Raw genomic sequence first — 24,634 nt, forward strand, 5'->3', positions numbered from 1 at the left:
GAAAAAAGTCCCAAGAGAGATCTTGGGACTTTTTAAATTCTATAATGTTGCGAAAAAGCTTAAGCTAAAACCGCCTGAACTTTATCTGCAGCTTCTTGGAATTCTGTAGCACTTTGTACATCCAATCCACTGTTGTCTATTAATTCTTTTGCAATATCTGCATTGGTTCCCTGTAAACGAACAATAATAGGCACATTAATGTTCCCCATATTCTTGTAAGCGTCTACTACACCTTGAGCAACACGATCACAACGTACAATACCACCAAAGATATTGATAAGAATTGCTTTTACGTTTTCATCTTTTAAGATCAAACGGAAAGCTTCTTCCACTCTTTTTGCATCTGCAGTACCACCAACATCTAAAAAGTTAGCTGGCTCACCACCTGCTTGCTTAATAAGATCCATAGTAGCCATTGCAAGTCCTGCCCCATTTACCATACATCCAACGTTCCCGTCTAGATCTACGTAGTTAAGTCCAACTTTTTTAGCTTCAACTTCTACAGGATTTTCCTCACGAATATCACGCATCTCAGCATAATCCTTATGACGGAAAAGTGCATTATCATCTAAAGATACCTTTGCATCTACTGCAAGGATCTTATCATCACTTGTTTTTAAAACCGGGTTGATCTCAAACAAAGAAGAATCAGACTTTTCATATGCAGTGTAAAGTGCCATTACGAATTTTGTCATTTCTTTAAATGCAACACCACTCAATCCCAAGTTAAAAGCAATTCTTCTAGCTTGGAAAGGCATTAAACCTACGGCAGGATCAATTTCTTCTGTAAAGATCAATTCTGGAGTATTTTCTGCAACGGTCTCTATATCCATTCCACCTTCTGTAGAATACATCACCATATTTTTTCCTGTACCTCTGTTTAAAAGAACAGACATATAATATTCTTCCGGCTCACTGTCTCCAGGATAGTAAACATCTTCTGCAACTAATACCTGATGTACTTTTTTACCTTCAGCAGAAGTTTGAGGAGTTACCAAGTTCATCCCGATAATTTGTCCTGCAATTTCTTCAACCTCTTTAAGGTTCTTAGCAAGTTTTACCCCACCACCTTTTCCACGTCCACCTGCGTGAACCTGAGCTTTGATTACATGCCAACCAGTACCGGTTTGCTCTGTAAGTTCTTTGGCAGCATCAACTGCTTCTTTTGCATTATGAGCAACAATACCACGCTGTATGCGCACGCCAAAGCTGCTTAAAATTTCTTTTCCTTGATACTCGTGTATGTTCATAATCTGCTTTTTCTTCAGTATTAATTATGGAACGCAAAAGTAACAAATGTAAAAGTATTGTACCAATCTTTTTTGGGTTATAACATCCTTCTCCTGAAAACTTTGTAAAAGCACCGATTCTGCGGCTATTATTGACTTCAAAATCACTAAATCGATATCGCTTTTTCCCATTAAAATCTTACGTTAGATTATTAATCTACATTATTTTTGCCCCTTAATTTTTTCGAGATGAATAAAGCGTTAATAGCACTGGCAATAGGAGGATTTGGAATAGGGATGACCGAGTTTGTGATCATGGGAATCTTACCTGATGTTGCAAGTGTATTAAATATTACAATTCCTCAAGCCGGTCATTTCATATCTGCCTACGCCTTAGGTGTAGTGGTAGGAGCCCCCCTACTTACAGCCATTGGAGGAAAATGGCCTGCACACAAGGTCTTATTACTGCTCATGTTATGGTTCACTGTTTTTAATACCTTATCTGCTTTTGCAAATAGCTATGAACTACTAATGATCTCTAGATTTTTGTCTGGGCTTCCACATGGTGCCTTTTTTGGAATTGGCGCTGTGGTAGCAGGAAAATTAGCTAAACCCGGAAAATCTGCCAAAGCAATAGCCACCATGTTCACCGGTCTAACCTTAGCAAATGTACTAGGCGTGCCTTTAGGTACTTATCTAGGGCACCATTACAGCTGGAGCATCTCATTTTTAATGGTAGGTGTAATAGGAATCTTAGCCATGTTAAGCATTAGATTTTGGATGCCCAAACTCGATAAATCTTCTCCAGACGGATTTAAAAAAGATATGAAAGTGCTTAAGAAATTGGAACTTTGGATGGTAATCTTACTCACCACCGTTGGTACAGGAGGATTTTTTGCGTGGTACAGTTACATCGCTCCTTTAATTACCGATGTTGCCGGGCATGATGAGAGTGTAGTGAGTTATGCAATGATCTTAGCGGGAACAGGAATGGTAGTAGGAAATCTAATTGGGGCGAAATTAGCAGAGAAGTTTAGCCCTATTTACGCTGTAATTCTCACCCTTATAGTAATGGTAATATTATTGGTTGCGAATACATATTTAGCACATGATCCTATTATTATCCTAATTATGACGTTTCTTATTGGTATGGTAGCTTTCTGTATCTCCACTCCTATTCAGATGGCTGTTATCAATTCTTCCAAAGGTTCTGAAATGTTAGGTTCTTCCTTAAACCAGAGTGCTTTTAATATGGGGAATGCTTCGGGAGCTTATCTTGCCGGATTGCCAATTGCCGCGGGGTATGGCTTTACATCTGCAACTTTGGTAGGTGCAGCAATGGCGGGAACGGGAGTGCTAATAGCGCTGGGAGTTATTTTTATACGAAAAAGAAAACCTTCACTAGCTGTAGAAGTTTAATCGCAATTAGCTCTATTTATACATCCTCCAATAAATATAACAGATATCTTTAATGTGTAATATTTGGATATTACTTATATATAATTAAAATTGTGGGTTAATTTTGCAACGTAAAATTCTACTTTAAATGACAAATCAAGACTTACTTGCTATAGCAGATGAATTTGGTACACCGGTTTACGTATATGACGCCGAAAAGATAAGATTTCAATACAACAGATTAAAAAATGCTTTTAGTAACGTTGATGATCTTCAAATTAATTATGCAGTAAAAGCGTTATCTAATCTCTCCATCTTAAAACTGATAAATTCCTTAGGCGGCGGCTTAGATACTGTATCTATTCAGGAAGTAAGACTTTCGCTAAAGGCTGGTGCAGATGCTTCTAGCATTATATACACTCCAAATGGAGTTTCTTTAGAAGAAATTGAACAGGTAGCACAAATGGGTGTTCAAATAAATATAGACAACCTGTCTATATTAGAACAGTTTGGAACTAAGCATCCAAAAGTTCCGGTTTGCATTAGAATAAATCCGCATGTTATGGCTGGTGGAAACTCTAATATCTCGGTAGGTCATATAGATTCTAAATTTGGAATTTCCATTCACCAAATGCCTCATTTACTAAGAATTGTAGAAAATACAGGGATGAATATTAATGGTATTCATATGCATACCGGAAGTGATATTCTAGATATTGGTGTATTTATCTATGCTTCAGAAATTCTTTTTGAAGCAGCCAAGAATTTTAAACATCTTGATTTTATAGATTTTGGAAGCGGCTTTAAAGTGCCTTATAAGCCAGGAGATATAGAAACAGATATTGAAGAATTAGGTGAAAAGCTTACCCAAAGATTCGAAACCTTCTGTAAAGAATATGGCAAACAACTAAGGTTAGTGTTTGAACCTGGAAAATTTCTGGTAAGTGAATCCGGGAAATTCTTAGCACGTGTAAACGTTATTAAACAAACTACCTCTACCATCTTTACAGGAATAGATACCGGTTTTAATCATTTAATTAGACCTATGTTCTACGGGTCTCATCATGAAATTCATAATATTTCTAATCCGGAGGGTAAAGAGCGTTTTTACACAGTAGTGGGTTACATATGTGAGACCGATACTTTTGCAAACAACCGAAGAATTTCCGAAATTAAAGAAGAAGATATCTTGGCTTTTAGTAATGCCGGAGCCTATTGCTACTCTATGGCGAGTAATTTTAACTCACGCTATAGACCTGCAGAAGTGCTTTGGAATGATGGAAAAGCGCATTTAATTAGAAAACGAGAAACTTTTGATGATCTTATTCAACATCAGATCATGGTAGATATTTCTTAGCATTGGTACTTAAAACCTTACTTATAGACCTTTGGTATCATCCAAAAGTCTTATTATGTCGTATATGATCTTATAAGAACTCCTTCAGAGAAATTAGCATTAAAAAATAGCATCATTTAATCGCTCACTTTCAGCATGATGCAAAATAATTGCTTTTTAATTGAAGGTTTTTATAAAATCATTATATATATTAGTAAAAGTGTCCTCAATATGAAACCCTACTAATGACTTATCTTAAGGAAGAATTACATGCACTAATTCAAAAGGATATCAGAATATTTGACTTTATTCAAGAATCCGGGTTAGATGGAATCATATTTCGTGATCTTATAAATGAAGATCATGAATGGCAGGATATGAAGTTCTGGAATAGCCTTGGTTATTTAAAGAAAGAGGTTTCAAAATTAAAGAGCTCTAAGGAGTTATACAAAAGCTCTAGGCTCTTAAGAATAGATTCTAAAGCAGAGTATTCAGAAAACCTAACCACTATTAGTTTTGATCTTCAGGAGTTTGATGAGTTTAAAGAGTATCATCATAAATCTGGAAAGGTTCTTACATTTAAAGCTGCGCAATATCTAGTTTATAATGACAAAAATGAACCTATACGCCAATTGATAGGCTTAAAGAACATTACCTCCAATGACGATCTTGCCAAAAAAATAAAACATTACGAACAAATAATTGAAGGTACCGGAATTGGAGCCTGGGAATGGAACCTACAAACTCACGAAGTAATTTTTAATGAGCAATGGGCTAAAATTCTAGGATACTCTTTAGAAGAACTTCAACCCATTACTCCAGACATTTGGAATAGATTCTGTCATCCAGACGATACAGAAAGATGTGCTAAATTGTTAGATGACCACATTTCAGGAAAAAACGATGTCTACGAGAGCGAAGCTAGAATGAGACATAAAAATGGCTCGTGGATCTGGGTGCTGGATAAGGGTAAAGTTGTAAGTTATACTCCAGATGGAAAAGCTGAGTGGATGACAGGTTTTCATGAAGAGATTACTCAGCGAAAAAAAGAATTCGAACGAAATAAATTATTTATAGATAAGGCTCCAAGTGAGATCGCCATGTTTGATAATAACATGAGATATCTTGCGGCTTCACAGCGTTGGAAGATTGGTTACGGCATAGATGAGATCGAAATTATTGGAAGATGTCATTACAATATATTTCCTAACATCAGTGATGAATGGAAAGCTATACATAAGGAATGTTTAGGCGGGAAGACATTAAAAAAAGAGGAAGATTCTTATATAGGCCTTGATGGTGAGTTGCATTGGTTAAGCTGGGAAGTAAGCCCTTGGTATAATCATAATAATGAGATTGGCGGAATTTTAATGCACACTTCAGACATTACACCAATTAAAGCAGCAGAGCAAGCCATAAAAGAAAAACAAGCTTTATTGGAAGCTGTTCTCAATAATATTGAAGTTGGAATTGTTTGTTGCGATACACAAGGCAAACTTACCCTTTTCAACAAAGCCACTCAGGAGTGGCATGGTTTACCCGCAGAACCTATAAATCCAAGCGAATTTCCGGAGTATTATAATCTATTTGAAGCAGATGGGGAAACCCCGCTTGCTACAGAGAACATCCCGCTCATAAAATCTTTAAGAACAGGCTCTGTTAAAAATCAAGAAATTATAATTCAAAAAGTAGACGGAACCTATAAGATCGTGAGCGTAAATGGCTCGCATTTAAAAGACATTGATGGAAATGTTCTTGGTGCTGTAGTTGCCATGCATGATATTACTACAAAAAAAATAGCCGAAGATCGACTAAGAATTAGTGAGCAGACATTTAGAGGTAACTTTGAAAATGCAGCTATTGGAATGGCAATAGTAGACATTGCAGGACAATGGGTGGAAGTGAATAAAAGTCTATGCTCCATATTTGGATATACTGAAGAAGAACTTCTAGAATCTACTCTGGAAGATCTCACGCATCCGGATGATCTGGAAATAGATCTCCAACGTCTGGAAGAACTAATTAGAGGGATTAGAAATTTCTATCATATAGAAAAACGTTACATTCATAAGAATGGTGAAACTATTCACGGAATACTTTCTGTCTCAATAGTTTTAGATGAAACAGGGGCTCCGCTACATTTTGTTTCGCAGATAACAGATATTACCCTTAGGAAAAAGACACAACAGAAGCTACAAAATACGCTGGCTTATTTAGAAAGTATCTTTCAGGCTAGTTCTAGAGTGAGCATTATTGCTACAGATACCAACGGTATAATAACTTCCTTTAATAAAGGAGCAGAGAATTTACTGGGATATTCTAGAGAAGAAATGGAAAATAAATGTTCCCCTCAAAAAATTCATCTAAAAAAAGAGATCAAAAAAAGAGGTAGAGAACTTGAAAAACTTCTTGGAATAGATGTAAGAGAGATCAAACCGCTCACAGCTCTGGCAGATAAAGGTCAATTTGATACCAGAGAATGGACCTATGTTAGAAAGAACGGCACTCAATTTCCTGTACTTTTAACCGTAACTCCTATAAAAGATGAGGAAGAGATCATTGGATATTTAGGAATTGGGACAGAGATCACGCAGCTAAAAAATGCAGAGAAAGAAATTATTTCATTATTAGAAGTTACAAAAGATCAAAATGAGCGCTTAAAGAACTTTGCACATATTGTTTCTCATAACCTAAGATCTCATTCCGGAAATTTTGAAATGCTATTAGATCTATACGTTCAGGAGAATCCGGAGGCTAAAGAGAATGAAATGATCCAATATCTAAACGTAGCTTCAGAAAACCTTAAAGAAACCATTGCTCACCTTAATGAAGTAGTTCTCATCAACACTTCTATGAAGGACAATCTTGTAAAGATAGACCTAAAGGAATGTATAGATAAATCTTCAAAAAACATTGGCGCCATCGCTAGAGATATTGATGTGAAGATCATTAATGAGGTAGATGCTACCATAAGAGTTTTAGGAATACCCGCTTATATGGATAGTATCTTGCTAAATTTCCTTACCAATGGAGTTAAATATAGCTCTCGAGAAAGAGATAGTTATATAAAACTAAGTACATATATAGAAGATGAATTTGTTGTTTTGAGTATAGAAGATAATGGTATTGGGATCGACCTAAAAAAGAATGAGTCAAAATTATTTGGGATGTATAAAACCTTCCATAAAAATAAGGATGCCAGAGGGATAGGTCTTTTTATCACTAAGAATCAGGTTGAAGCTTTAGGCGGAAAGATAGAAACAGAAAGCACCGTTGATAAAGGAACCACTTTCAAAATATATTTTAAGTATGAAAAAAATTGATATTGCCTGCATCATAGACGATGATCCTATTTTTGTTTTTAGCGCCAAAAAGATCATGCAAATTGCAGATTTCTGCAATGGGTTTCTTGTTTTTCATAACGGTCATGAAGCCATTAGTAACCTAAAAGCTATTATCTCCAATAAGGAACAGAATATGCCAGATGTTATCTTATTAGATCTTAATATGCCTGTAATGGATGGTTGGGAGTTTTTAGATGAATTTGTAAAGATCCCTTCTAATAAAGAGATCACCATTTATATAGTAACTTCATCCGTAGATCCTTACGATGTTATAAAAGCTAAAGCTTATGATCATGTAAGCAATTACATTGTAAAGCCTATCTCTATGGAAAGTTTAAAAGAATTGATGATTAGCGAAAGTCAGCAAAAAGTGAATTAGTTTTTCTTAATAATATGAAATTTATTTTTTAGCGCTGTGCTAATATTAAATTTTAAGGATTCCAAGTAAACAAAAGCATTTCCCTCCCAACGTAAGGTTAAATGAAAAATTGGCGGTTTTAAATTATCTTATATTGCAATAAGAAAAGCCCATAACAGCCAATGCTTTATATACTGCATCAAAATACTGATCTAGAAGAGGTTAAAACTGAGATCTTACCTTTGTTAGAAAACAAGGAATATCAATTACTTACCTATGATAATGTTTTAGATATAGAAGATTCAGAAAAGTCTGTAATTCTTACCTACCTAGGAGATCAGGAGCTATCAGAATTTTTACCTAAAGCAGCAGAGCAAAATTGGCAAGTTGCCATACTCCCCCACCCCGAACTTATTTTTACTGGAAAAGGACTCGGTATAGAAAATGACCTTAAGCAAAGTCTGGAAGATATTTTTGGTCTAGAGGAAAGTTATAATCTAGACATGTTATTCTGTAATGGAAAACCCGTATTTCAATCTGTGAATATTGGAAGTGTCTTTATTTTGAAAAGAAAGGATCATAACAACAACCTTTTTTCAGAATTCTATAATTTTCTAAAGAATATTAGAAAACTTTCCCATTTATCACATAGGCGATTTAATTTGAGCGTAGATGGAGAAAAATTAATTAATACTTCTGGTTTAGGGATCGTGATCGTAGAACGTTCCTCTAGTTCTATTATTTCAAAAAGATTAATAGAAGATAGTTATATGAACGATGGAATGTTTCATGCACTCATTATTTCTCCTCAGAACATTTTAGAACTTATATGGTTCTTATTTAGAAGTTTGGTACCAAATACCAAAACCTTTGATCAGTTACCAGATTTTATTGGCAGAATAAAGACATCAAATTTATGTATAAATAAATGTGGATCTTTAGATTATACAGTAGATGGTAAGCAGGAAACAAACGAAGAGATTGAAGTTCATATAGAACCCCAAACCTTAAAACTTAGGCAAAGCAGCCTTTACATTAACGATAAAAATGGTAAGGAAGCTAAGAAAAGTATTAAAATAGAAAAATTGCCAACGGGAGAAAAAACCGAGGAGCTTACAAAAAGAACACTGCCATGGTGGCCACGAGCTACCACAGAAGAATTTCAAGATCTTTTCAAAGTCTTGCGAGAGAATGCTAAGCTTACCTCCCCATTTATCGTAATGATGGTGCTCTCCACATTAATAGCCTCTTTTGGCTTGTTCGGAGATTCTTCTCCTGTAATTATAGGGGCAATGATCCTTGCACCTATTATCTCTCCAATAGTTTCATTTTCTATGGGAATGGTTAGATATGACACCAATATGCTAAAAACTGGAATTTCAACGATTCTCATTGGAACTGCTGTTGCATTACTTGTTGCCGCAGGTGTAAGTTTAATAATCCCCCTAAAGGTTCTTACATCAGAAATAGATGCACGTCTTTCTCCTACGCTCTTAGATATGGGAATAGCAGTAGCCTCTGGAATTGCAGCAGCTTATGCGCATGCTAAAGAAGGTATTGCAAAAAGTTTAGCCGGGGTGGCAATTGCTGTGGCACTAGTTCCACCATTAGCTGTTGCAGGAATTGGGATTGGATGGCTGGATTGGGAAGTATTCTCTGGAGCTTTTCTTCTCTACCTTACCAACCTTGCCGGCATCATCATGTTTGCAGGTATCACTTTTCTAGTTTTAGGATTCGCACCATTTAGAAGAGCTAGAATGGGATTGATCTATACACTTATTATTCTGGTTTGTGTAATGATACCTCTATCACTTTCCTTTAACAGGATACAAACCGAAGCACAAATTACTAGTCAGTTAGAAGGTATAAAATTAGATGAAGCCATTTTAAAAGATATTAAGGTTAGAATAGGGAAACCGCTTTTGATCTCAGTAAAATTGGTAAGTTCAGAATCTTTAGATGCCAATAAGATGAAAATGATAAAAACCAAGATCGAAGAAAAGATTAATAAACCTATTAAGTTAGAAGTGATTTCCGCAATAGAATTTTAGAAGTATAGGAGTTACATTGTTTTGGCTAATAGTATAATTATCTCTCAGATAGCATTTAGCATATTTAATAAAGGATATAAAATACTGTTTATCAATATTTTAATGGATATAAATTGAAATTAATCAATTTTCTAATCAAGAAATATTATCTTAGAACATACACAACACCTCAACTAAGTATCTCTGTAACAAAGGTTACCGAAAAATTGCATCTATAAATTTAAATTTGTCTTAAGCGATTTGAAAACAGTCGCGTAAAAATTAAGTTTATGGAAATAGAAGAAATGATTAAAGATCATTGCGGGACGATTATAGATGTAAGAACCGCTGCAGAATTTATTGGAGGTAGTGTAGTAGGAGCTATAAATATTCCGCTTAATGAAATACCTTTAAGAATGGAGGAAATTAAAGAATTAGAAAAACCTTTAATTTTATGCTGTAGATCTGGAAATAGAAGCGGACAAGCTCAGCAATACATCTCTAAAAATGATATTGAATGTTATAATGCCGGCTCGTGGCTGGATGTAAATTTCTATTTATCACAAACCGATTGATTATGTTAGAAAGAATTAAAAGCTTATTAGGTATTACTCCTGCACCAGATTATGCTGAATTGGTGAAAAATGGAGCACTTATTTTAGATGTTAGAAGTCCTAATGAATTTAATCAAGGGCATGTACAAGGTGCCAAAAACATTCCTCTTGAACATATACAAGGAAAGTTGAATACCTTAAAAAATAAGGAACAACCTATAATTACCTGTTGCGCTTCCGGAATGCGAAGTGCTTCTGCTAAAGGAGTGCTAAAAGCAAATGGTTTTACTCAGGTTTATAACGGCGGTGGATGGCAAAGGCTAAATAGTAAGCTCTAAAAGAACAAAATCTATAGCACCTACCTTCTAAGATCATTTTCTAATTTGTACTTGAACATTCTCATTTTCAATATTTGACACAAATTCTAGCGCCCCATTTTCGTACATCTTACCAAGGTCTCTAAGATCTATATTAAAATCTTCTACACTATAATTCTCATAATCCACAAAACGAATACCTTCTATAACTCGCGGATTGTAAACTACTCTAAATCTAATTCCGCGTTCAGACCCATGAAATTTATACGCTAGATAATCTACCGTAAAATTATCTTTATGTATCCAATACATAAATTCATCATGATGATCTTCTCCTCCTCCATCTTGCTGAAAAGTAATTTTTAGCTGATAATATGGCTCTCCTTTTATTATAGTTTCTCCGGCAAGTTGTTTATTAACAGCTCTGTCATTAAGGCCGTACGGAAGATTTGCGAAGTAATGAACAGAATTTACACTACTCCCAATTCTTAGCGCCATAGAATCCTGCACCTTCACCAAAGAATCTCCCCTTAAACGTTCGAAACCTGTATTGCTCAACACATCTACAAAAGTTCCTGTAGAATCTACCGTAGTACGCTCTAAGCGATACTCTCCTCCATTTCTAACGCTCTTATAAGTATGCTCTCTAAATTTGAACTCGATAGTAGCTTTTTTGTAATTGGCTCCTCCGGACTTCTCAATAGTTTTATCGATGATCTCTTGAGCAGTGATCTCTTCTTTTTTATCTTGACATGAGGAAATAAAGAACACTAAAGAAAGGACTAAAAGTAGGTTTTTCATAGGAATATCATAACAACTTCAAATATAAACAAAAACATACATCTATTAAATATAGATAGCTCTTCATTGAACGTTTACCGCATGTATCTTTCATCATCCATCTTCATTCATTTAAATAAGATCAAGCCAAAACTATAGGTACACTTAGAATTACCTTAGGTTCTTTTAAAATATTCTGAGCATTTATTAGAACGAAATCTTAATAATGATGCTAATTTATAGAAAGCTTCCTATTTTTGTGGTGGTATGAAGAATAACATCAACATAAAGAATAAGAAAGCTAAGTTTGAATATGAATTTCTGGATAAATATATTGCAGGAATCAAATTGGCAGGAACAGAGATAAAAGCTATCAGATTAGGAAAAGCTTCTATTACAGAAAGTTTTTGCGAGTTTCAAAATCACGAACTCTTTGTTATTAACATGCATGTGGAGGAATATTCTCATGCCACCCACTTCAATCATAACCCTAAGAGCGAGCGTAAATTGTTACTTCAAAAACGTGAATTAAGAAAACTCGAAAAAGAGGTTAAGAATTCTGGTTTAACGATTATTCCGCTTAAAGTCTTTATTAACGACCGCGGACTTGCAAAAATGCAGATAAGTCTTGCAAAAGGTAAAAAGTTATATGACAAGCGAGAGACCATTAAAGATCGCGAAAGCAAACGTAGGCTAGACCGAATTAAAAAAGATTTTAACTAAGCCTAAACCCTATTGAGTAATTTTCGCTAATTTCCCGACAGAAATTTATCTTAATGATCTGGAAATTACGCATCTTATTTGTGCTCTTATTTATCTCTAATCTTAGCTTTTCTCAAGTTTCGGGCACCGTTACAGACAAGAATGGAGAAACCCTGCCATATGTTAATATATATACTGAAGATGGCCTATTTGGAACTACCACCAACGAAGATGGAAAATTTCAGATAAACATAGACAAAACTGGCACCTATAATATTGTATTTCAGTTCCTGGGCTATGAAACGCTTAGAAAAACTGTATCAATAAAAGAGTTACCACTTATATTAGATGCTACCCTTCAAGAAACTACTACCAATCTTGAAGAAGTTACTATCAATTCAAAAGAAAATCCTGCAAATAAGATCATAAAGCAGGCTATAGAGAATCGCAATAAAAATCTGGCCAGATTAGAACAATATACCGCTAATTACTATTCTCGAGGTTTATGGCGTATTAAGAATGCTCCCGAAAAAATCCTAGGCCAAGAAGTAGGAGATCTTGGGGGAGGTTTGGACTCTACCCGCAGTGGCATAGTCTATCTTAGTGAAACTATTTCTAATATTGCATTTAAAGCGCCAGATGATTTTAAAGAAACTATCCTCGCATCTAAAGTTAGTGGAGATGATAATGGCTTTAGCCTTAACTCTGCCAGAGAATCTGAATTTTCTTTTTATAAGAACACTATAGACCTCAACGCTAAAATAGTATCTCCAATTGCAGATTATGCTTTTAATTACTACACCTATAAATTAGAAGGTATCTTTTATGCTGATACCGGACAATTGATCAATAAAATTATGGTACAACCAAAAAGACCTAATGACAGGGTTTTCTCCGGATACATTTATATCGTAGATAATTCTTGGCAGATCTTTGGGGTAGAACTGGATACTACGGGAGAAGCCATCCAATTTTCGCCTATAGAGCGACTTACCTTCACTCAAAATTTCAAATATTCTGAAGAGAACAAGTTCTGGATAAAGATCTCGCAAACGGTAGATTTTAGTTTTGCAATGTTCGGAATTTCCGGAGATGGAAGATTTACCGCGGTATACAGTAATTACAACTTCACCCCTCAGTTTGAAAAGAGCAGCTTTTCTAGAGAAGTAATGTCTTTTGCAGAAAAGGCTAATAAAAAGGACTCTTTGTTTTGGAAAAGCTTAAGACCCGTGCCCCTTACAGATGAAGAACTTACAGATTATGTAAGAAAAGACAGCATACAAATATTAAAAACCTCTAAAAAATACTTGGACTCTGTAGACACTGCACAAAACAGCTTCAATATTTCTAATCTAGCTTTTGGCTACAGTTATGCCAACTCTTATAAAAAACAGCGATTTAGTATATCTTCTCCCTTATTTGGCACTCATTTTAATACCGTGCAGGGATGGAATACGAATGTGACTATAAGTTATAGAAAAGAACAGCAGGAGAATTCTGGAAAGTACTGGAGACTTAAGACTCAACTTAACTATGGATTTAGTGAAGATAAACTTAGATATACCGCGGAGTTTCAACAAAAATTCAACAATTTCAGCAAACCAGTGCTAAGTATCTCAGGTGGAATTGAAACTGCAGAGACCAATGACACCAATCCAATTTCAACAAGAATGAATGATATTACAAGTTTATTCTTTGAGAGAAATTACCTTAAACTATATCAACGTAAATTTGGAAAGATTGCCTGGCAACAAGAAGTCTTTAACGGACTAGAAATTCAAACAGATCTTAGCTTTCAAGATAGATCTGCCTTGCTAAATACTACAGATCAATATTGGGTTACTAATGATGATGTGCAATATACCTCTAACAACCCGTTACAACCCGATAATTTTGACTCAAAACCATTTCTAGATCATCATATTTTTAAATTTAATTTGGCTGGTAAGATCAATTTCGATCAGAATTATATGAGCTATCCGGACGGAAAATATAATATTTCTTCCAATAAATATCCTACTCTGTATTTAGGTTACGAAAAAGGATTTGCTGCAGATATCTCAAATTACAATTATGATCAGTTCAAATTCTGGATCCTTCAAGATCTAGAACTAGGCAATAAAGGGTCTTTTGGGTATAGCATAAAAGGAGGAACTTTTATAAATGCGGAAGCTATAGCTTTTGTAGATTACAGACATTTTGATGGTAACCAAACGCGTATTGGAAACGGTTCTTACCTCAACAAATACAACCTATTACCTTATTATCAATTAAGTACCAATAACAACTATTTAGAAGCACATGCAGAGCATAATTTTAAAGGGTTTATCTTAGGAAAGCTCCCTTTATTAAATAAATTGAATTACAATTTGGTGATCGGGGCGCACTTGCTTGCTACCAAAGACAATAATCCTTATACAGAATATTCTGCAGGCTTAAATAATCTAGGCTTTGGAAAATACAGATTTCTACGATTAGACTATGTGGTCTCTAATTTTAATGGGCAACAAGAAGGTGCTTTTATCTTTGGGCTGAAATTCTTGGGTATTTTTGAATAGATAATAATACACTCAGATGCTGAGGCAAGCTAAACATAACGACAGATCATCAAATTGATTAGCTGAATAAAAAATTCAAAAGAGGAAATTCATTCTAATTTCTATCCTCCAAAAGCGGAACAAATCTAAAATCTCCAAACTCTCTTTTTTCAAACTCTTTTGCAGATTTTCTAATAAAAAGAGTCATTACCTGTACCTTATCTCCAACAGGGATCACTAACCTACCTCCTACTTTTAATTGAGCTAATAATGGCTTTGGTACATAGGGTGCACCTGCTGTAACAATTATCTTATCAAAAGGAGCATATTCTGGCCATCCTTTGTAGCCATCTCCAAAACTTAAATGCTTTGGCCTGTATCCAATTTTAGAAAGAAATAATTTTGTTTTTCTATAAAGTTCTCGCTGCCGCTCTATACTATAAACTTTTGCTCCAAGTTCACAAAGAACCGCTGTTTGGTATCCGCTTCCGGTACCAATTTCCAACACCATATCTCCTTTCTTGATCTCTAAAAGTTCAGACTGAAATCCTACGGTATAGGGTTGTGAGATGGTTTGATCTGCAGCTATTGGAAAGGCCTTGTCTTGATAGGCATGGTCTTCAAAACTACTATCCATAAATAAATGCCTGGGGATAGTTCTTATAGCTTCCAAGACTTTAGCATCCTTAACTCCCTTTGCCTCCACTATGGCAGCTAACTGTTGTCTTTTCCCTTTATGTTTAAATGTATCTCTTAGCAATTTTTGATGTTTTACGGGATAAAATTAATCAAACATACCCTAGGGTTCAAGCTAAGTTTTAATTATTATTTAACTCTCGTGCTAACTCATTTACAGCCAAAATGATATTGGCTTTAACTCAAGAAATGCTATTTTTGTGAAAAATGTAACAAACATGCTTAAAGCTGGAGTATTTGGTGCCGGACACCTAGGAAAGATCCACTTAAAACTTCTTCAAGAATCTTCTAAATATGAGTTGGTTGGTTTTTATGATGATAATAAAGAACTAGCCGCGAAAGTGGAACAGGAATTTGGATATAAAAGTTTTAATTCTCCAGAAGAGCTACTAGCACTAGTAGATGTTATAGATGTTGTTACACCCACAAACGCTCATTTTAAAGTTGCTAAAGAGGTAATTTCTGCCGGGAAGCATCTTTTTATAGAGAAACCTATTACCTCCACTTATGCAGAAGCCGAAGAACTTATAGCTTTAGCAAAAAAGCATAAGGTAAAAGGCCAAGTTGGGCATGTAGAAAGATTTAACCCTGCCTTTAGAGCGATTAAAGATAAAATAGAGCAACCTATGTTCATTGAAGCACATAGATTGGCAGAATTCAATCCTCGTGGAACCGACGTGCCGGTGGTTTTAGATCTTATGATTCATGATATTGACGTTATTTTAAGTGTAGTAAAATCTGAAGTGAAAGATGTTTATGCCAGTGGAGTTTCTGTAATAAGTGAAACTCCGGATATAGCAAACGCCAGAATTCAGTTTGAAAATGGATGTGTTGCCAATTTAACGGCTAGTAGAATTTCTTTAAAGAATATGAGAAAAGCGCGCTTCTTTCAGCGTGATGCTTACATTTCTGTAGATTTCTTAGAGCGAAACTGTGAGGTGGTAAAGATGAAGGATGCACCGGAAACACCAGATGATTTTGCCATGATCTTACAAAATGCTGAAGGTATCAAAAAGCAGATCTATTTTGACAACCCTAGGGTTGAAGAGCACAATGCTATTTTAGATGAGTTAGAAACCTTTGCAGATGCCATAAATAACGATACAACTCCCATAGTAAGTTTAGAACAGGGTGCAGAAGCATTGCGTATTGCCAATATGGTTATAGATAGTTTTAAAAAATAAACGCTATCAGAATTTCAAGTAATAAAGAATAGAGGATTTTTTTAAACCTCCAATTATAAAAATTTAAATAATGAAAAATATAGCAGTAATAGGAGCCGGAACCATGGGTAACGGTATTGCACATACGTTTGCACAATTTGGATATAAAGTTAACCTTATAGATATTTCTAAAGAAAGTCTTCAAAAAGGCTTGGATACCATTTCTAAGAATCTAGACAGAATGGTTTCTAAAGAGAAGATCTCTGAAAATGAAAAAGCTGAAACTTTAAATAACATTTCAACTTTTATAGATATACCTAGTGGCGTTAAAGATGTAGATCTTATTGTAGAAGCAGCTACAGAAAATGTAGATCTTAAATTAAAGATCTTTAAGCAGCTAGACATTAACTGTTCTAAAGACACTATTCTAGCCAGTAATACTTCTTCGATCTCTATTACCCAGATCGCAGCAGAGGTTTCTTATCCGGAAAGAGTTATTGGAATGCACTTTATGAATCCAGTACCGGTTATGAAATTGGTAGAGATCATTAGAGGGTATAATACTTCAGATAAAGTAACGAAAGATATTATGGAGCTTTCAGAAAAATTGAATAAAGTTCCGGTAGAAGTAAATGATTATCCTGGATTTGTAGCCAATAGAATTTTAATGCCAATGATAAACGAGGCAATAGAGACCTTGTATAATGATGTTGCCGGAGTATATGAAATAGATACGGTAATGAAGTTAGGAATGGCACACCCAATGGGTCCCTTACAACTTGCAGATTTTATAGGTTTAGATGTATGTCTTTCTATTTTAGAAGTAATGTACAACGGCTTTAAAAATCCAAAATATGCACCATGCCCATTATTGGTAAATATGGTGAGAGCCGGAAAATTAGGAGCGAAATCTGGTGAAGGTTTCTACGATTATTCCGAGAGCAGAAAGGCTGAAAAAGTATCAGCTCAATTTATATAAAGATTTTAAAGATCAGAAGTTAGAATGCAGATCCTAACTTCTGATCTATTATACCTATTTTCAGAATTTGACCAAGATCATTCCCTTTAGAGCAGTTCGCCCTACCAGTGACAAGGCAGGACTCGTTGCATCAAGACCGTATGAAGATTATAGCATAGGCGAACTTACGGCGCAATTGGAATACAATCCATATTCTTTTTTACATATTATCAATCCCGGATATAAATTTCAGCATGAAATAACAGGAGAAAAAAGATTTCAATTGGTTAAGAATCGCTATCTCGAGTTTAAAGAAGAGGAGATATTTACCAGAGATGAAACTCCGTGCTATTATCTCTACAAGATTATTGCTAGAAGTCAGGTATTTTGCGGAATTATAGCTGCAGCAAGTGTAGAAGATTATAAGAACAACCTTATAAAAAAGCACGAAGACACTATAGAATACAGAGAAACACTTTTTAAAGATTATCTAAAAGTAGTAGGATTTAATACGGAGCCGGTATTGCTTACGTATCCAGATTCTGAGGTTATCAATAATATTCTGGCACAGGCTATGAAGGAGATCCCGGAATATGAGTTTACTACCCATAATAAGGAAACTCATTACCTGTGGAAAATAGATGATGAAATTAATGTAAATAAGATAAAGGCAGAATTTGAAACGATGCCACATCTGTATATAGCAGATGGCCACCATAGAAGTGCTTCTTCTTGCTTATTGGCAAATGAATCTATGCAAGCCAATCCTGAGCATACCGGGGAAGAGAGCTATAATTATTTTATGAGCTATCTAATTGCAGAGAGCAATTTAAAGATCTATGAGTATAGTAGGATGGTTACAGACCTTAATGGGTTGAGTAAAGAAGAATTCCTTATGCAGCTAGATGAATGGTTTAGAATTGAGAACAGGAATTTTGAGACCTATGCGCCTACGAGCAAGCATCACTTCAATATGTATCTAGATGGCGAATTTTACTCGCTATATCTTAGAAAAACAGGATATGAATTTACAGACTCCTTAAGCACTTTGGATACTAATATTTTATATGAAAAGATCTTAAAACCTATTTTGGGAATTATAGATCTTAGAAATGATAGTAGGATTGCCTATATTCACGGAAAGAATGATCTTATAGAAATGAAATCTCAGGTAGATAATGGAACCTTTGCCGTTGGCTTTGGAATGCTACCACTCACTATAGAAGAAATAAAGAAAGTTGCAGATGAAGGTCTTATTATGCCTCCTAAAAGCACCTATATAGAACCTAAATTAAGAAGCGGACTTACCATCTATGAGTTTTAAAATTTGCTGATCTCTTTTTAAGTTCTCAATTCTTTCGAGTGTATGTCCTTCCTATAAAAGCATTTCTATGAAGATGGAATAATGACAGCGCAATAATATAGATTTAAAATTACAACATATAACAGCATGAGCATTTCAGAAAATATAAAACAATATAAAGAAGAACTTGGTGATGTTTCCTTGGTAGCCATTTCCAAGACTAAACCAAATGAAGATCTGGAAGAAGCTTATAATGCAGGGCAACGCATTTTTGGTGAAAACAAGATCCAGGAAATGACAGATAAATGGGAAGCCTTGCCAAAAGATATAGAATGGCACATGGTTGGCCACGTGCAGCGCAACAAGGTAAAGTATATGGCGCCTTACATTGCTCTTATTCATGCTGTAGACAGCTTAAAGCTTCTTAAAGAGATTAATAAAGAAGCTAAAAAGAACGAACGTACCATAAAATGTTTGCTTCAGATAAAAATAGCCGATGAAGATTCTAAATTTGGGATCTCAAAAGATGAAGCTAAAGAGATCTTAGATTCTGAAGCTTTTGCAAAATTTGAAAATGTTGAGGTTAGCGGATTAATGGGTATGGCAACCTTTACCGATGATATGGATCAGGTTAAAAAAGAGTTTTCATATTTACATTCTGTTTTTACAGAATTCCAGCAAACGTATCCAAAGATGAAGACCTTATCTATGGGGATGAGTGGAGATTATCAGTTGGCAGTAGAATGTGGCAGCACTATGGTTAGAATAGGAAGTGCTATTTTTGGAGAGAGAAATTATAATTAAGAAGAAGGATCATATTTGTACGCAATATTAGACATAGAAACCACCGGCGGGAAGTATAATGAAGAAGGAATTACCGAAATTGCCATTTATAAATTTGATGGGCATACGGTAATAGATCAATTTATTAGTCTTGTAAACCCGGAGCAACCCATACAACCTTTTGTAGTAGGACTTACCGGTATAAATAACGATATGTTGCGCAATGCACCCAAATTCTATGAGGTAGCAAAACGCATTGTAGAGATCACTAAGGATTGTATTGTGGTAGCCCATAATGCCAAATTTGATCATAGAATACTAAGATTAGAATTTAGACGTCTTGGTTTTGATTATGAGCGTAAAACGCTTTGTACTGTAGAATTATCTAAAAAGCTTATTCCGGGTCAGACGTCTTATAGCCTTGGAAAACTTGTGAGAGCTTTGGGAATTCCATTAAGTGACAGGCATCGCGCAAATGGAGATGCGCAGGCAACAGTGAAATTATTCAAAATGTTGCTGGCTAAAGATTCTCAAAAAGAGATCTTAAAAGAATCGGTTAAAAATGAACCTTCAAAGCAATTAGACACAAAACTTGTTCAGTTATTAGAAGAACTTCCTGCAATAACCGGGGTATATTATCTTCACAATAGTGATGGAGACATTATTTATATTGGTAAGAGCAAGAATATCCGCAAAAAAGTAAATCAGCATTTTACCAACGATAATCTTAAGGCAAAAGAACTCCAAAAAGAAGTTGCAGCGGTAAGCTTTGAAGCTACCGGTAATGAACTTATAGCTCTCCTTAAAGAAAATGAAGAGGTAAAACAGAATAAACCAAAATATAATAAGACTTCTAACAAACCTATTTTTAGCTACGCCCTCTATCAATTTGTTGATGAGAAAGGTTATATCAACCTAAAGATTGCAAGAGCAGATGCCAGAAAGAGTAATGTTACCACTTTTTCTAATATGCAGCAGGCAAAATCTACGCTTAGAAACATGATCTCCTCTTACAATCTATGTGATAGATTATGCGGCTTGGAGCTAGGAACCGGGAAATGTTTTGGATACACCATAAAGAATTGTCATGGTGCCTGTATAGATCTAGAATCGCCATTAGACTATAATGCACGGGTAAGAGAACTTATAGAAATATATAGTTATAAAGATCAAAACATGCTGGTGGTAGACCGTGGCCGTGAGGTAGATGAAAAAAGCGCCTTGCTTGTGGAAAATGGAGAATTTAAAGGTGTAGGATATTTCAATTTGAATTACCAACTGAATAACCTCGAAATTGTGAGGTCTATAATAACTCCTATGAAAAATGACAGGGATGTACGTCATATCATTCAGAGTTATTTAAGAAGGAACAAGAAACTTAAGATCATCCAACTGCAAACAAATGACTAAATTTTTACTCCCCCTCTTTTTACTTTTTAACCTTTGCATATACGCTCAACAAAGCTTCAATATTAAAAATTCTGAGGTATCAGAATATGATCTAAACGCTACTAGCTACGAGAAAGATGCTGCTGCTAATGCTTTTTATATTTATGAAAAAGGTGAAACAGAATTTCAAGATGTTAATGATCATGGGATAGTAACAAGGTATGAAGCTAAAATTAAGATCTTAAATAATGAAGGTTACGATACTGCAAATATCAAAATAAGACTTTCTAAATCTGAGAGCGACAGGCAGAAGATCAAAGACATTGTAGCTACCACTTATTATCTGGAAGACGGAATTAGAAAAGAAAAGAAGTTATTAGACTCCCAGATATATACAGAAGAAAATACATATCAAGACATGGTGAGCTTTACTTTTCCGGCTTTAAAACCAGGAGCTGTTTTGGTGTACTCTTATACAAAAGAATCTCCTTTTATTTTTAATTTTCAAACCTGGTGGTTTCAAACCGATATTCCAAAGGTTTATAGTGAATTCAACAGCAAAATTCCAGGGAATTATAAGTACAATATTCAAAAAATTGGAGAACTTAAATTAGCTTCTCAGGAAAGCGATATTCAAAAGCGATGCTTCTTTACTTCAAAATTAGCAGTTCCGGCAGATTGTATGGTTACTAAATATGTAATGAACAATATTCCAGCATTTATAGCAGAATCCCATCTAACCTCTAGCCATAATTATGTATCTAGAATAGAATATGAACTGCAATCTATCACTCAACTAGACGGATATGTTAGAAAATATACCAAATCCTGGGAAGATGTAGATAAAGAAATAAAATTTGATAATGGTCTGGGAAAGCAATTAAAGCGCACTTCTCTGGTAGAAGATCTGCTTCCTGAAAATATCAGATCGATGCCTAAAGGCTTGGAAAAAGCACAGGAGATCTTCAATTTTGTAAAAAACACTTATAGCTGGAATGGCAGTTATAAGATCTTTTACGATATGAACTTAAAAGATATCATTAAAGATAAATCTGGAACTATTGCTTCCATAAATATTCTACTTCATAATATTTATGAGAATGAAGGATTTACAGTTAAACCAGTATTAAGTTCTACCAGAAACAATGGAACTCCTACTAAACTGTATCCAATATTATCAGATTTCAATTATTTGATGGTACAATTAGAATTAGAAAACACTCCTTACTTATTAGATGCTTCTGAAAAGAATATAGAATTTGGAATGATTCCTTTTAGAGCATTGAACTCTTACGCCAGACTTATAGATTTTGATTCAGAAAGTTCTTGGATAGATATAAATGCCAAGATATATTCTAATGTTACTTATAAAGATTCTTTAGCTATCTATAAAGACGGGACTGCAAGTGGACATTCTAAGCAATCTTTTAGTGGATATCATGCGCTACAGGTAAGAAATGATCTGCAGGAAATAAGCAAAGAGCAGGTCTTTAATAAGATCTCGACTCCTATGAGCTTTACCACATCAAGCAATTTTGAGATCTATAATCAAAAAGAGATCGAAGAACCTTTAAGCATAGATTATTCCTTGAAAAATCATTCTCAAAAAGTGAATGGAATGATCTATTTTAACCCCTTCAGCTTTAAGCTTTTTGACAAAAATCCTTTTACACTTAAAGAAAGAAATTATCCTATAGATTTTGGATTTAAAGATGGCTATTATTATTACGCCAAAATAAAATTACCAGAAGATCATACGCTGGTAGAATTACCAGAATCTAAAGCTTACTCCTTACCGGAAAATGGAGGATCTATTCAATTCTCTACAAGAAAGGTTTCTGAAACAGACGTGATGGTAGTTTTAAGGGTCACTTTCCCAAAGGCAGTTTATCCTTCGGCATATTATCCTTATCTTAAAGAGTTTTTTGACCATATTTTAGAGATCCAAGATCAATCTTTAATTGTTCTTAAAGAGAATAGCTAAACACAAATATCTATTTAGTAGAAACTATATATTGAAAACTAAAAAATCTTATCCGGCCTGGAAAGCTAAGCTCCATGAAGTAATCTATGAAGCAGATACTCCCATGGGGAAACTGTTCGATATTGTTCTTCTGGTTGCTATAGTATTAAGTATTGTACTGGTAATGTTAGAAAGCATAGCTCCTGTTAATCTTAAATACAGACAGGAATTCTATATCACAGAGTGGATCATTACATTTTTCTTTACCATAGAATATGTATTGAGGATAGTGTCTATAAAGAAACCCAGAAAATACATCTTTAGTTTTTATGGTATTATAGACCTTCTTTCTACGCTTCCTTCTTATTTAGCTTTCTTCTTTGGTGGTTACAATATGCTATTCGCTATTAGAGCACTTAGATTGCTAAGAGTGTTCAGGATCTTAAAGATCTCAAGATATATTGGCGAGTCTAATAAACTAATGCGGGCGCTAAAGAGCAGTCAGCCAAAGATTCTGGTTTTCTTATTTGCGGTGTTAATAATCTGCATTATCATGGGAACCTTAATGTATCTGGTAGAAGGTCCGGAACATGGGTTTACTAGCATACCTGTTGGGGTTTATTGGTGTATAGTTACGCTCACCACGGTAGGTTTTGGAGATATACATCCGGTTACTCCGCTAGGCCAGTTCATTGCTTCGTTCATCATGATCATGGGTTACGGAATTATTGCGGTACCTACAGGAATTGTAAGTTCTGAGTTTTCTATGGATACCACTTCAGAAAAACAGGTAAATACTCAATCTTGTCCTAATTGTGCAGAAAGCAATCACCTTAACAGAGCAGAATTTTGCCATAAATGCGGGCATAGCCTTTAATTAAAATGGAGAATAGATACGTAATAAACGTTTTAGGACCAACGGCAATTGGAAAGACAGCGCTAAGTATAAAACTCGCCAATGCATTTAACACAGAGATCATATCTGCAGATTCCAGACAGTTCTATAAAGAAATGTCTATAGGTACTGCTGCGCCAAGCAACGAAGAGCTGGCTCAAGCTCCGCATCATTTTATTCAGCACATCTCTATAGAAGATGATTATTCTGTAGGAGATTTTGAAAAGGAAGCTATCAGCACATCAGAAGCACTTTTTGAAAATAAAGAGGTATTGATTCTGGTGGGTGGCAGCGGACTTTATGTAAAAAGTTTTACTGAAGGTCTGGATGAATTTCCGGAAGTAGATGCAGACATAAGAGCAGCCCTAAATTTACAACTTCAAGAAGAAGGCATTGCTCCTTTAAAATTGAAATTACGAGAGCTAGATCCTGAATATTTTGCAAAAATAGATACAGACAATCCTCACAGAGTTATTAGAGCCTTAGAGATCTGTATAGGAACAGGAAGTACTTTTTCTTCGTTTCTGAACAAGCCGAAGAAAACCAGAAGTTTCAAGACCATATCTATTGGACTTACTGCCCCGAGAGAGATAATTTATAACAGAATAAACCGAAGGGTAGATATTATGATGGATGAAGGCTTGCTGGATGAAGCTCAATCTTTATATCAGAAACGAAAATTAAATGCTCTTAATACTGTTGGCTACAAAGAACTATTCGCATTTTTTGAAGGCAGGATGGATCTGGAAGCAGCTGTAGAAGAAATTAAAAAGAATACCCGCAGATTTGCTAAAAGACAGCTCACCTGGTTCAGAAAAGATGAAACTATAAAGTGGTTCGAGCATGAAACTCCTGCAGAAGAGATCATAGCTTATCTTAGATTTAATATGGAATAGTTA

The 24,634-nt window shown here is 35.0% G+C and carries 20 protein-coding genes; 17 read left to right on the plus strand and 3 right to left on the minus strand.

Annotation, left to right across the window (positions count from 1 at the left end):
* Positions 1-59: 59 nt before the first annotated feature.
* Positions 60-1,250, minus strand: coding sequence for an ADP-forming succinate--CoA ligase subunit beta (gene sucC / locus BLT84_RS15655; protein ID WP_091267753.1), 1,191 nt, complete (start codon positions 1,248-1,250; stop codon positions 60-62).
* A gap of 228 nt (positions 1,251-1,478) precedes the next feature.
* On the opposite strand from sucC, the gene BLT84_RS15660 reads away from it, so the two are divergent.
* The 7 genes from BLT84_RS15660 to BLT84_RS15690 all read left to right on the plus strand — a co-directional run bounded on the left by BLT84_RS15660 (position 1,479) and on the right by BLT84_RS15690 (position 10,587).
* Positions 1,479-2,648 (plus strand): MFS transporter, encoded by a 1,170-nt coding sequence (locus BLT84_RS15660; RefSeq protein WP_091267756.1) that lies wholly within the window; start codon positions 1,479-1,481, stop codon positions 2,646-2,648.
* A gap of 127 nt (positions 2,649-2,775) precedes the next feature.
* Positions 2,776-3,984: a diaminopimelate decarboxylase gene (gene lysA, locus BLT84_RS15665; RefSeq protein ID WP_091267760.1), complete on the plus strand. Its 1,209-nt coding sequence runs from the start codon at positions 2,776-2,778 to the stop codon at positions 3,982-3,984.
* Between the two features lie 224 nt (positions 3,985-4,208).
* Complete coding sequence (locus tag BLT84_RS15670; protein ID WP_091267762.1) at positions 4,209-7,286, plus strand: PAS domain S-box protein; 3,078 nt, start codon at positions 4,209-4,211, stop codon at positions 7,284-7,286.
* On the plus strand, positions 7,273-7,686 hold the full coding sequence (locus BLT84_RS15675; protein WP_034887949.1) for a response regulator: 414 nt from the start codon (positions 7,273-7,275) through the stop codon (positions 7,684-7,686). Before BLT84_RS15670 ends, BLT84_RS15675 begins: the two co-directional genes overlap by 14 nt.
* 161 nt (positions 7,687-7,847) lie before the next feature.
* Complete coding sequence (locus BLT84_RS15680) at positions 7,848-9,716, plus strand: DUF389 domain-containing protein (protein WP_091267766.1); 1,869 nt, start codon at positions 7,848-7,850, stop codon at positions 9,714-9,716.
* 269 nt (positions 9,717-9,985) lie between these two features.
* Positions 9,986-10,270 carry a rhodanese-like domain-containing protein gene (locus BLT84_RS15685; protein ID WP_091267769.1) on the plus strand — a complete coding sequence of 95 codons (285 nt, stop codon included), beginning with the start codon at positions 9,986-9,988 and terminating at the stop codon, positions 10,268-10,270.
* Between the two features lie 2 nt (positions 10,271-10,272).
* Positions 10,273-10,587: a rhodanese-like domain-containing protein gene (locus BLT84_RS15690; RefSeq protein WP_034887943.1), complete on the plus strand. Its 315-nt coding sequence runs from the start codon at positions 10,273-10,275 to the stop codon at positions 10,585-10,587.
* Positions 10,588-10,620: 33 nt separating this feature from the next.
* On the opposite strand, the gene BLT84_RS15695 is transcribed toward BLT84_RS15690, so the two are convergent.
* Entirely contained in the window at positions 10,621-11,367 is a 747-nt protein-coding gene (locus tag BLT84_RS15695; RefSeq protein WP_091267772.1) for a DUF6503 family protein, read from the minus strand.
* A 246-nt stretch (positions 11,368-11,613) separates the two neighbouring features.
* On the opposite strand from BLT84_RS15695, the gene smpB reads away from it, so the two are divergent.
* On the plus strand, positions 11,614-12,069 hold the full coding sequence (gene smpB, locus BLT84_RS15700) for an SsrA-binding protein SmpB (RefSeq protein ID WP_034887939.1): 456 nt from the start codon (positions 11,614-11,616) through the stop codon (positions 12,067-12,069).
* A gap of 53 nt (positions 12,070-12,122) precedes the next feature.
* Positions 12,123-14,606 carry a DUF5686 and carboxypeptidase regulatory-like domain-containing protein gene (locus BLT84_RS15705; RefSeq protein WP_091267774.1) on the plus strand — a complete coding sequence of 828 codons (2,484 nt, stop codon included), beginning with the start codon at positions 12,123-12,125 and terminating at the stop codon, positions 14,604-14,606.
* Between the two features lie 94 nt (positions 14,607-14,700).
* On the opposite strand, the gene BLT84_RS15710 is transcribed toward BLT84_RS15705, so the two are convergent.
* Positions 14,701-15,345 (minus strand): protein-L-isoaspartate(D-aspartate) O-methyltransferase, encoded by a 645-nt coding sequence (locus tag BLT84_RS15710; protein ID WP_034887934.1) that lies wholly within the window; start codon positions 15,343-15,345, stop codon positions 14,701-14,703.
* Positions 15,346-15,499: 154 nt separating this feature from the next.
* Here BLT84_RS15710 and BLT84_RS15715 point away from each other — a divergent pair, with 154 nt between their 5' ends.
* The 8 genes from BLT84_RS15715 (at position 15,500) to miaA (ending at position 24,631) form a co-directional block, all read left to right on the plus strand.
* Complete coding sequence (locus BLT84_RS15715) at positions 15,500-16,465, plus strand: Gfo/Idh/MocA family protein (RefSeq protein WP_091267776.1); 966 nt, start codon at positions 15,500-15,502, stop codon at positions 16,463-16,465.
* 70 nt (positions 16,466-16,535) lie between these two features.
* On the plus strand, positions 16,536-17,423 hold the full coding sequence (locus BLT84_RS15720) for a 3-hydroxyacyl-CoA dehydrogenase family protein (protein ID WP_091267779.1): 888 nt from the start codon (positions 16,536-16,538) through the stop codon (positions 17,421-17,423).
* A gap of 67 nt (positions 17,424-17,490) precedes the next feature.
* Positions 17,491-18,726, plus strand: a complete 1,236-nt coding sequence (locus BLT84_RS15725; protein WP_034887928.1) for a DUF1015 domain-containing protein — start codon at positions 17,491-17,493, stop codon at positions 18,724-18,726.
* Between the two features lie 126 nt (positions 18,727-18,852).
* Positions 18,853-19,509, plus strand: a complete 657-nt coding sequence (locus tag BLT84_RS15730) for a YggS family pyridoxal phosphate-dependent enzyme (protein ID WP_034887926.1) — start codon at positions 18,853-18,855, stop codon at positions 19,507-19,509.
* A 15-nt stretch (positions 19,510-19,524) separates the two neighbouring features.
* Positions 19,525-20,898, plus strand: a complete 1,374-nt coding sequence (locus BLT84_RS15735; protein WP_091267783.1) for an exonuclease domain-containing protein — start codon at positions 19,525-19,527, stop codon at positions 20,896-20,898.
* A complete protein-coding gene (locus BLT84_RS15740; RefSeq protein WP_091267786.1) occupies positions 20,891-22,861 on the plus strand; it encodes a DUF3857 domain-containing protein in 1,971 nt (656 codons plus the stop codon). The genes BLT84_RS15735 and BLT84_RS15740 overlap by 8 nt, the downstream gene beginning before the upstream one ends.
* A gap of 31 nt (positions 22,862-22,892) precedes the next feature.
* The gene (locus BLT84_RS15745) at positions 22,893-23,717 is read left to right on the plus strand and encodes an ion transporter (RefSeq protein ID WP_231929380.1); all 825 of its coding nucleotides are present in this window, start codon (positions 22,893-22,895) and stop codon (positions 23,715-23,717) included.
* Between the two features lie 5 nt (positions 23,718-23,722).
* On the plus strand, positions 23,723-24,631 hold the full coding sequence (gene miaA, locus BLT84_RS15750) for a tRNA (adenosine(37)-N6)-dimethylallyltransferase MiaA (RefSeq protein ID WP_091267789.1): 909 nt from the start codon (positions 23,723-23,725) through the stop codon (positions 24,629-24,631).
* Positions 24,632-24,634: the final 3 nt, after the last annotated feature.

Origin of the sequence: Gillisia sp. Hel1_33_143, from assembly GCF_900104765.1 — a bacterium.
Taxonomy (GTDB): domain Bacteria; phylum Bacteroidota; class Bacteroidia; order Flavobacteriales; family Flavobacteriaceae; genus Gillisia.

Bases quoted from the DNA above. Each gene is read 5' to 3' on its own strand.
- sucC (WP_091267753.1), bottom strand. From the start codon at position 1,250: ATGAACATACACGAGTATCAAGGAAAAGAAATTTTAAGCAGCTTTGGC.
- BLT84_RS15660 (WP_091267756.1), top strand. From the start codon at position 1,479: ATGAATAAAGCGTTAATAGCACTGGCAATAGGAGGATTTGGAATAGGG.
- lysA (WP_091267760.1), top strand. From the start codon at position 2,776: ATGACAAATCAAGACTTACTTGCTATAGCAGATGAATTTGGTACACCG.
- BLT84_RS15670 (WP_091267762.1), top strand. From the start codon at position 4,209: ATGACTTATCTTAAGGAAGAATTACATGCACTAATTCAAAAGGATATC.
- BLT84_RS15675 (WP_034887949.1), top strand. From the start codon at position 7,273: ATGAAAAAAATTGATATTGCCTGCATCATAGACGATGATCCTATTTTT.
- BLT84_RS15680 (WP_091267766.1), top strand. From the start codon at position 7,848: ATGCTTTATATACTGCATCAAAATACTGATCTAGAAGAGGTTAAAACT.
- BLT84_RS15685 (WP_091267769.1), top strand. From the start codon at position 9,986: ATGGAAATAGAAGAAATGATTAAAGATCATTGCGGGACGATTATAGAT.
- BLT84_RS15690 (WP_034887943.1), top strand. From the start codon at position 10,273: ATGTTAGAAAGAATTAAAAGCTTATTAGGTATTACTCCTGCACCAGAT.
- BLT84_RS15695 (WP_091267772.1), bottom strand. From the start codon at position 11,367: ATGAAAAACCTACTTTTAGTCCTTTCTTTAGTGTTCTTTATTTCCTCA.
- smpB (WP_034887939.1), top strand. From the start codon at position 11,614: ATGAAGAATAACATCAACATAAAGAATAAGAAAGCTAAGTTTGAATAT.
- BLT84_RS15705 (WP_091267774.1), top strand. From the start codon at position 12,123: ATGATCTGGAAATTACGCATCTTATTTGTGCTCTTATTTATCTCTAAT.
- BLT84_RS15715 (WP_091267776.1), top strand. From the start codon at position 15,500: ATGCTTAAAGCTGGAGTATTTGGTGCCGGACACCTAGGAAAGATCCAC.
- BLT84_RS15720 (WP_091267779.1), top strand. From the start codon at position 16,536: ATGAAAAATATAGCAGTAATAGGAGCCGGAACCATGGGTAACGGTATT.
- BLT84_RS15730 (WP_034887926.1), top strand. From the start codon at position 18,853: ATGAGCATTTCAGAAAATATAAAACAATATAAAGAAGAACTTGGTGAT.
- BLT84_RS15740 (WP_091267786.1), top strand. From the start codon at position 20,891: ATGACTAAATTTTTACTCCCCCTCTTTTTACTTTTTAACCTTTGCATA.
- miaA (WP_091267789.1), top strand. From the start codon at position 23,723: ATGGAGAATAGATACGTAATAAACGTTTTAGGACCAACGGCAATTGGA.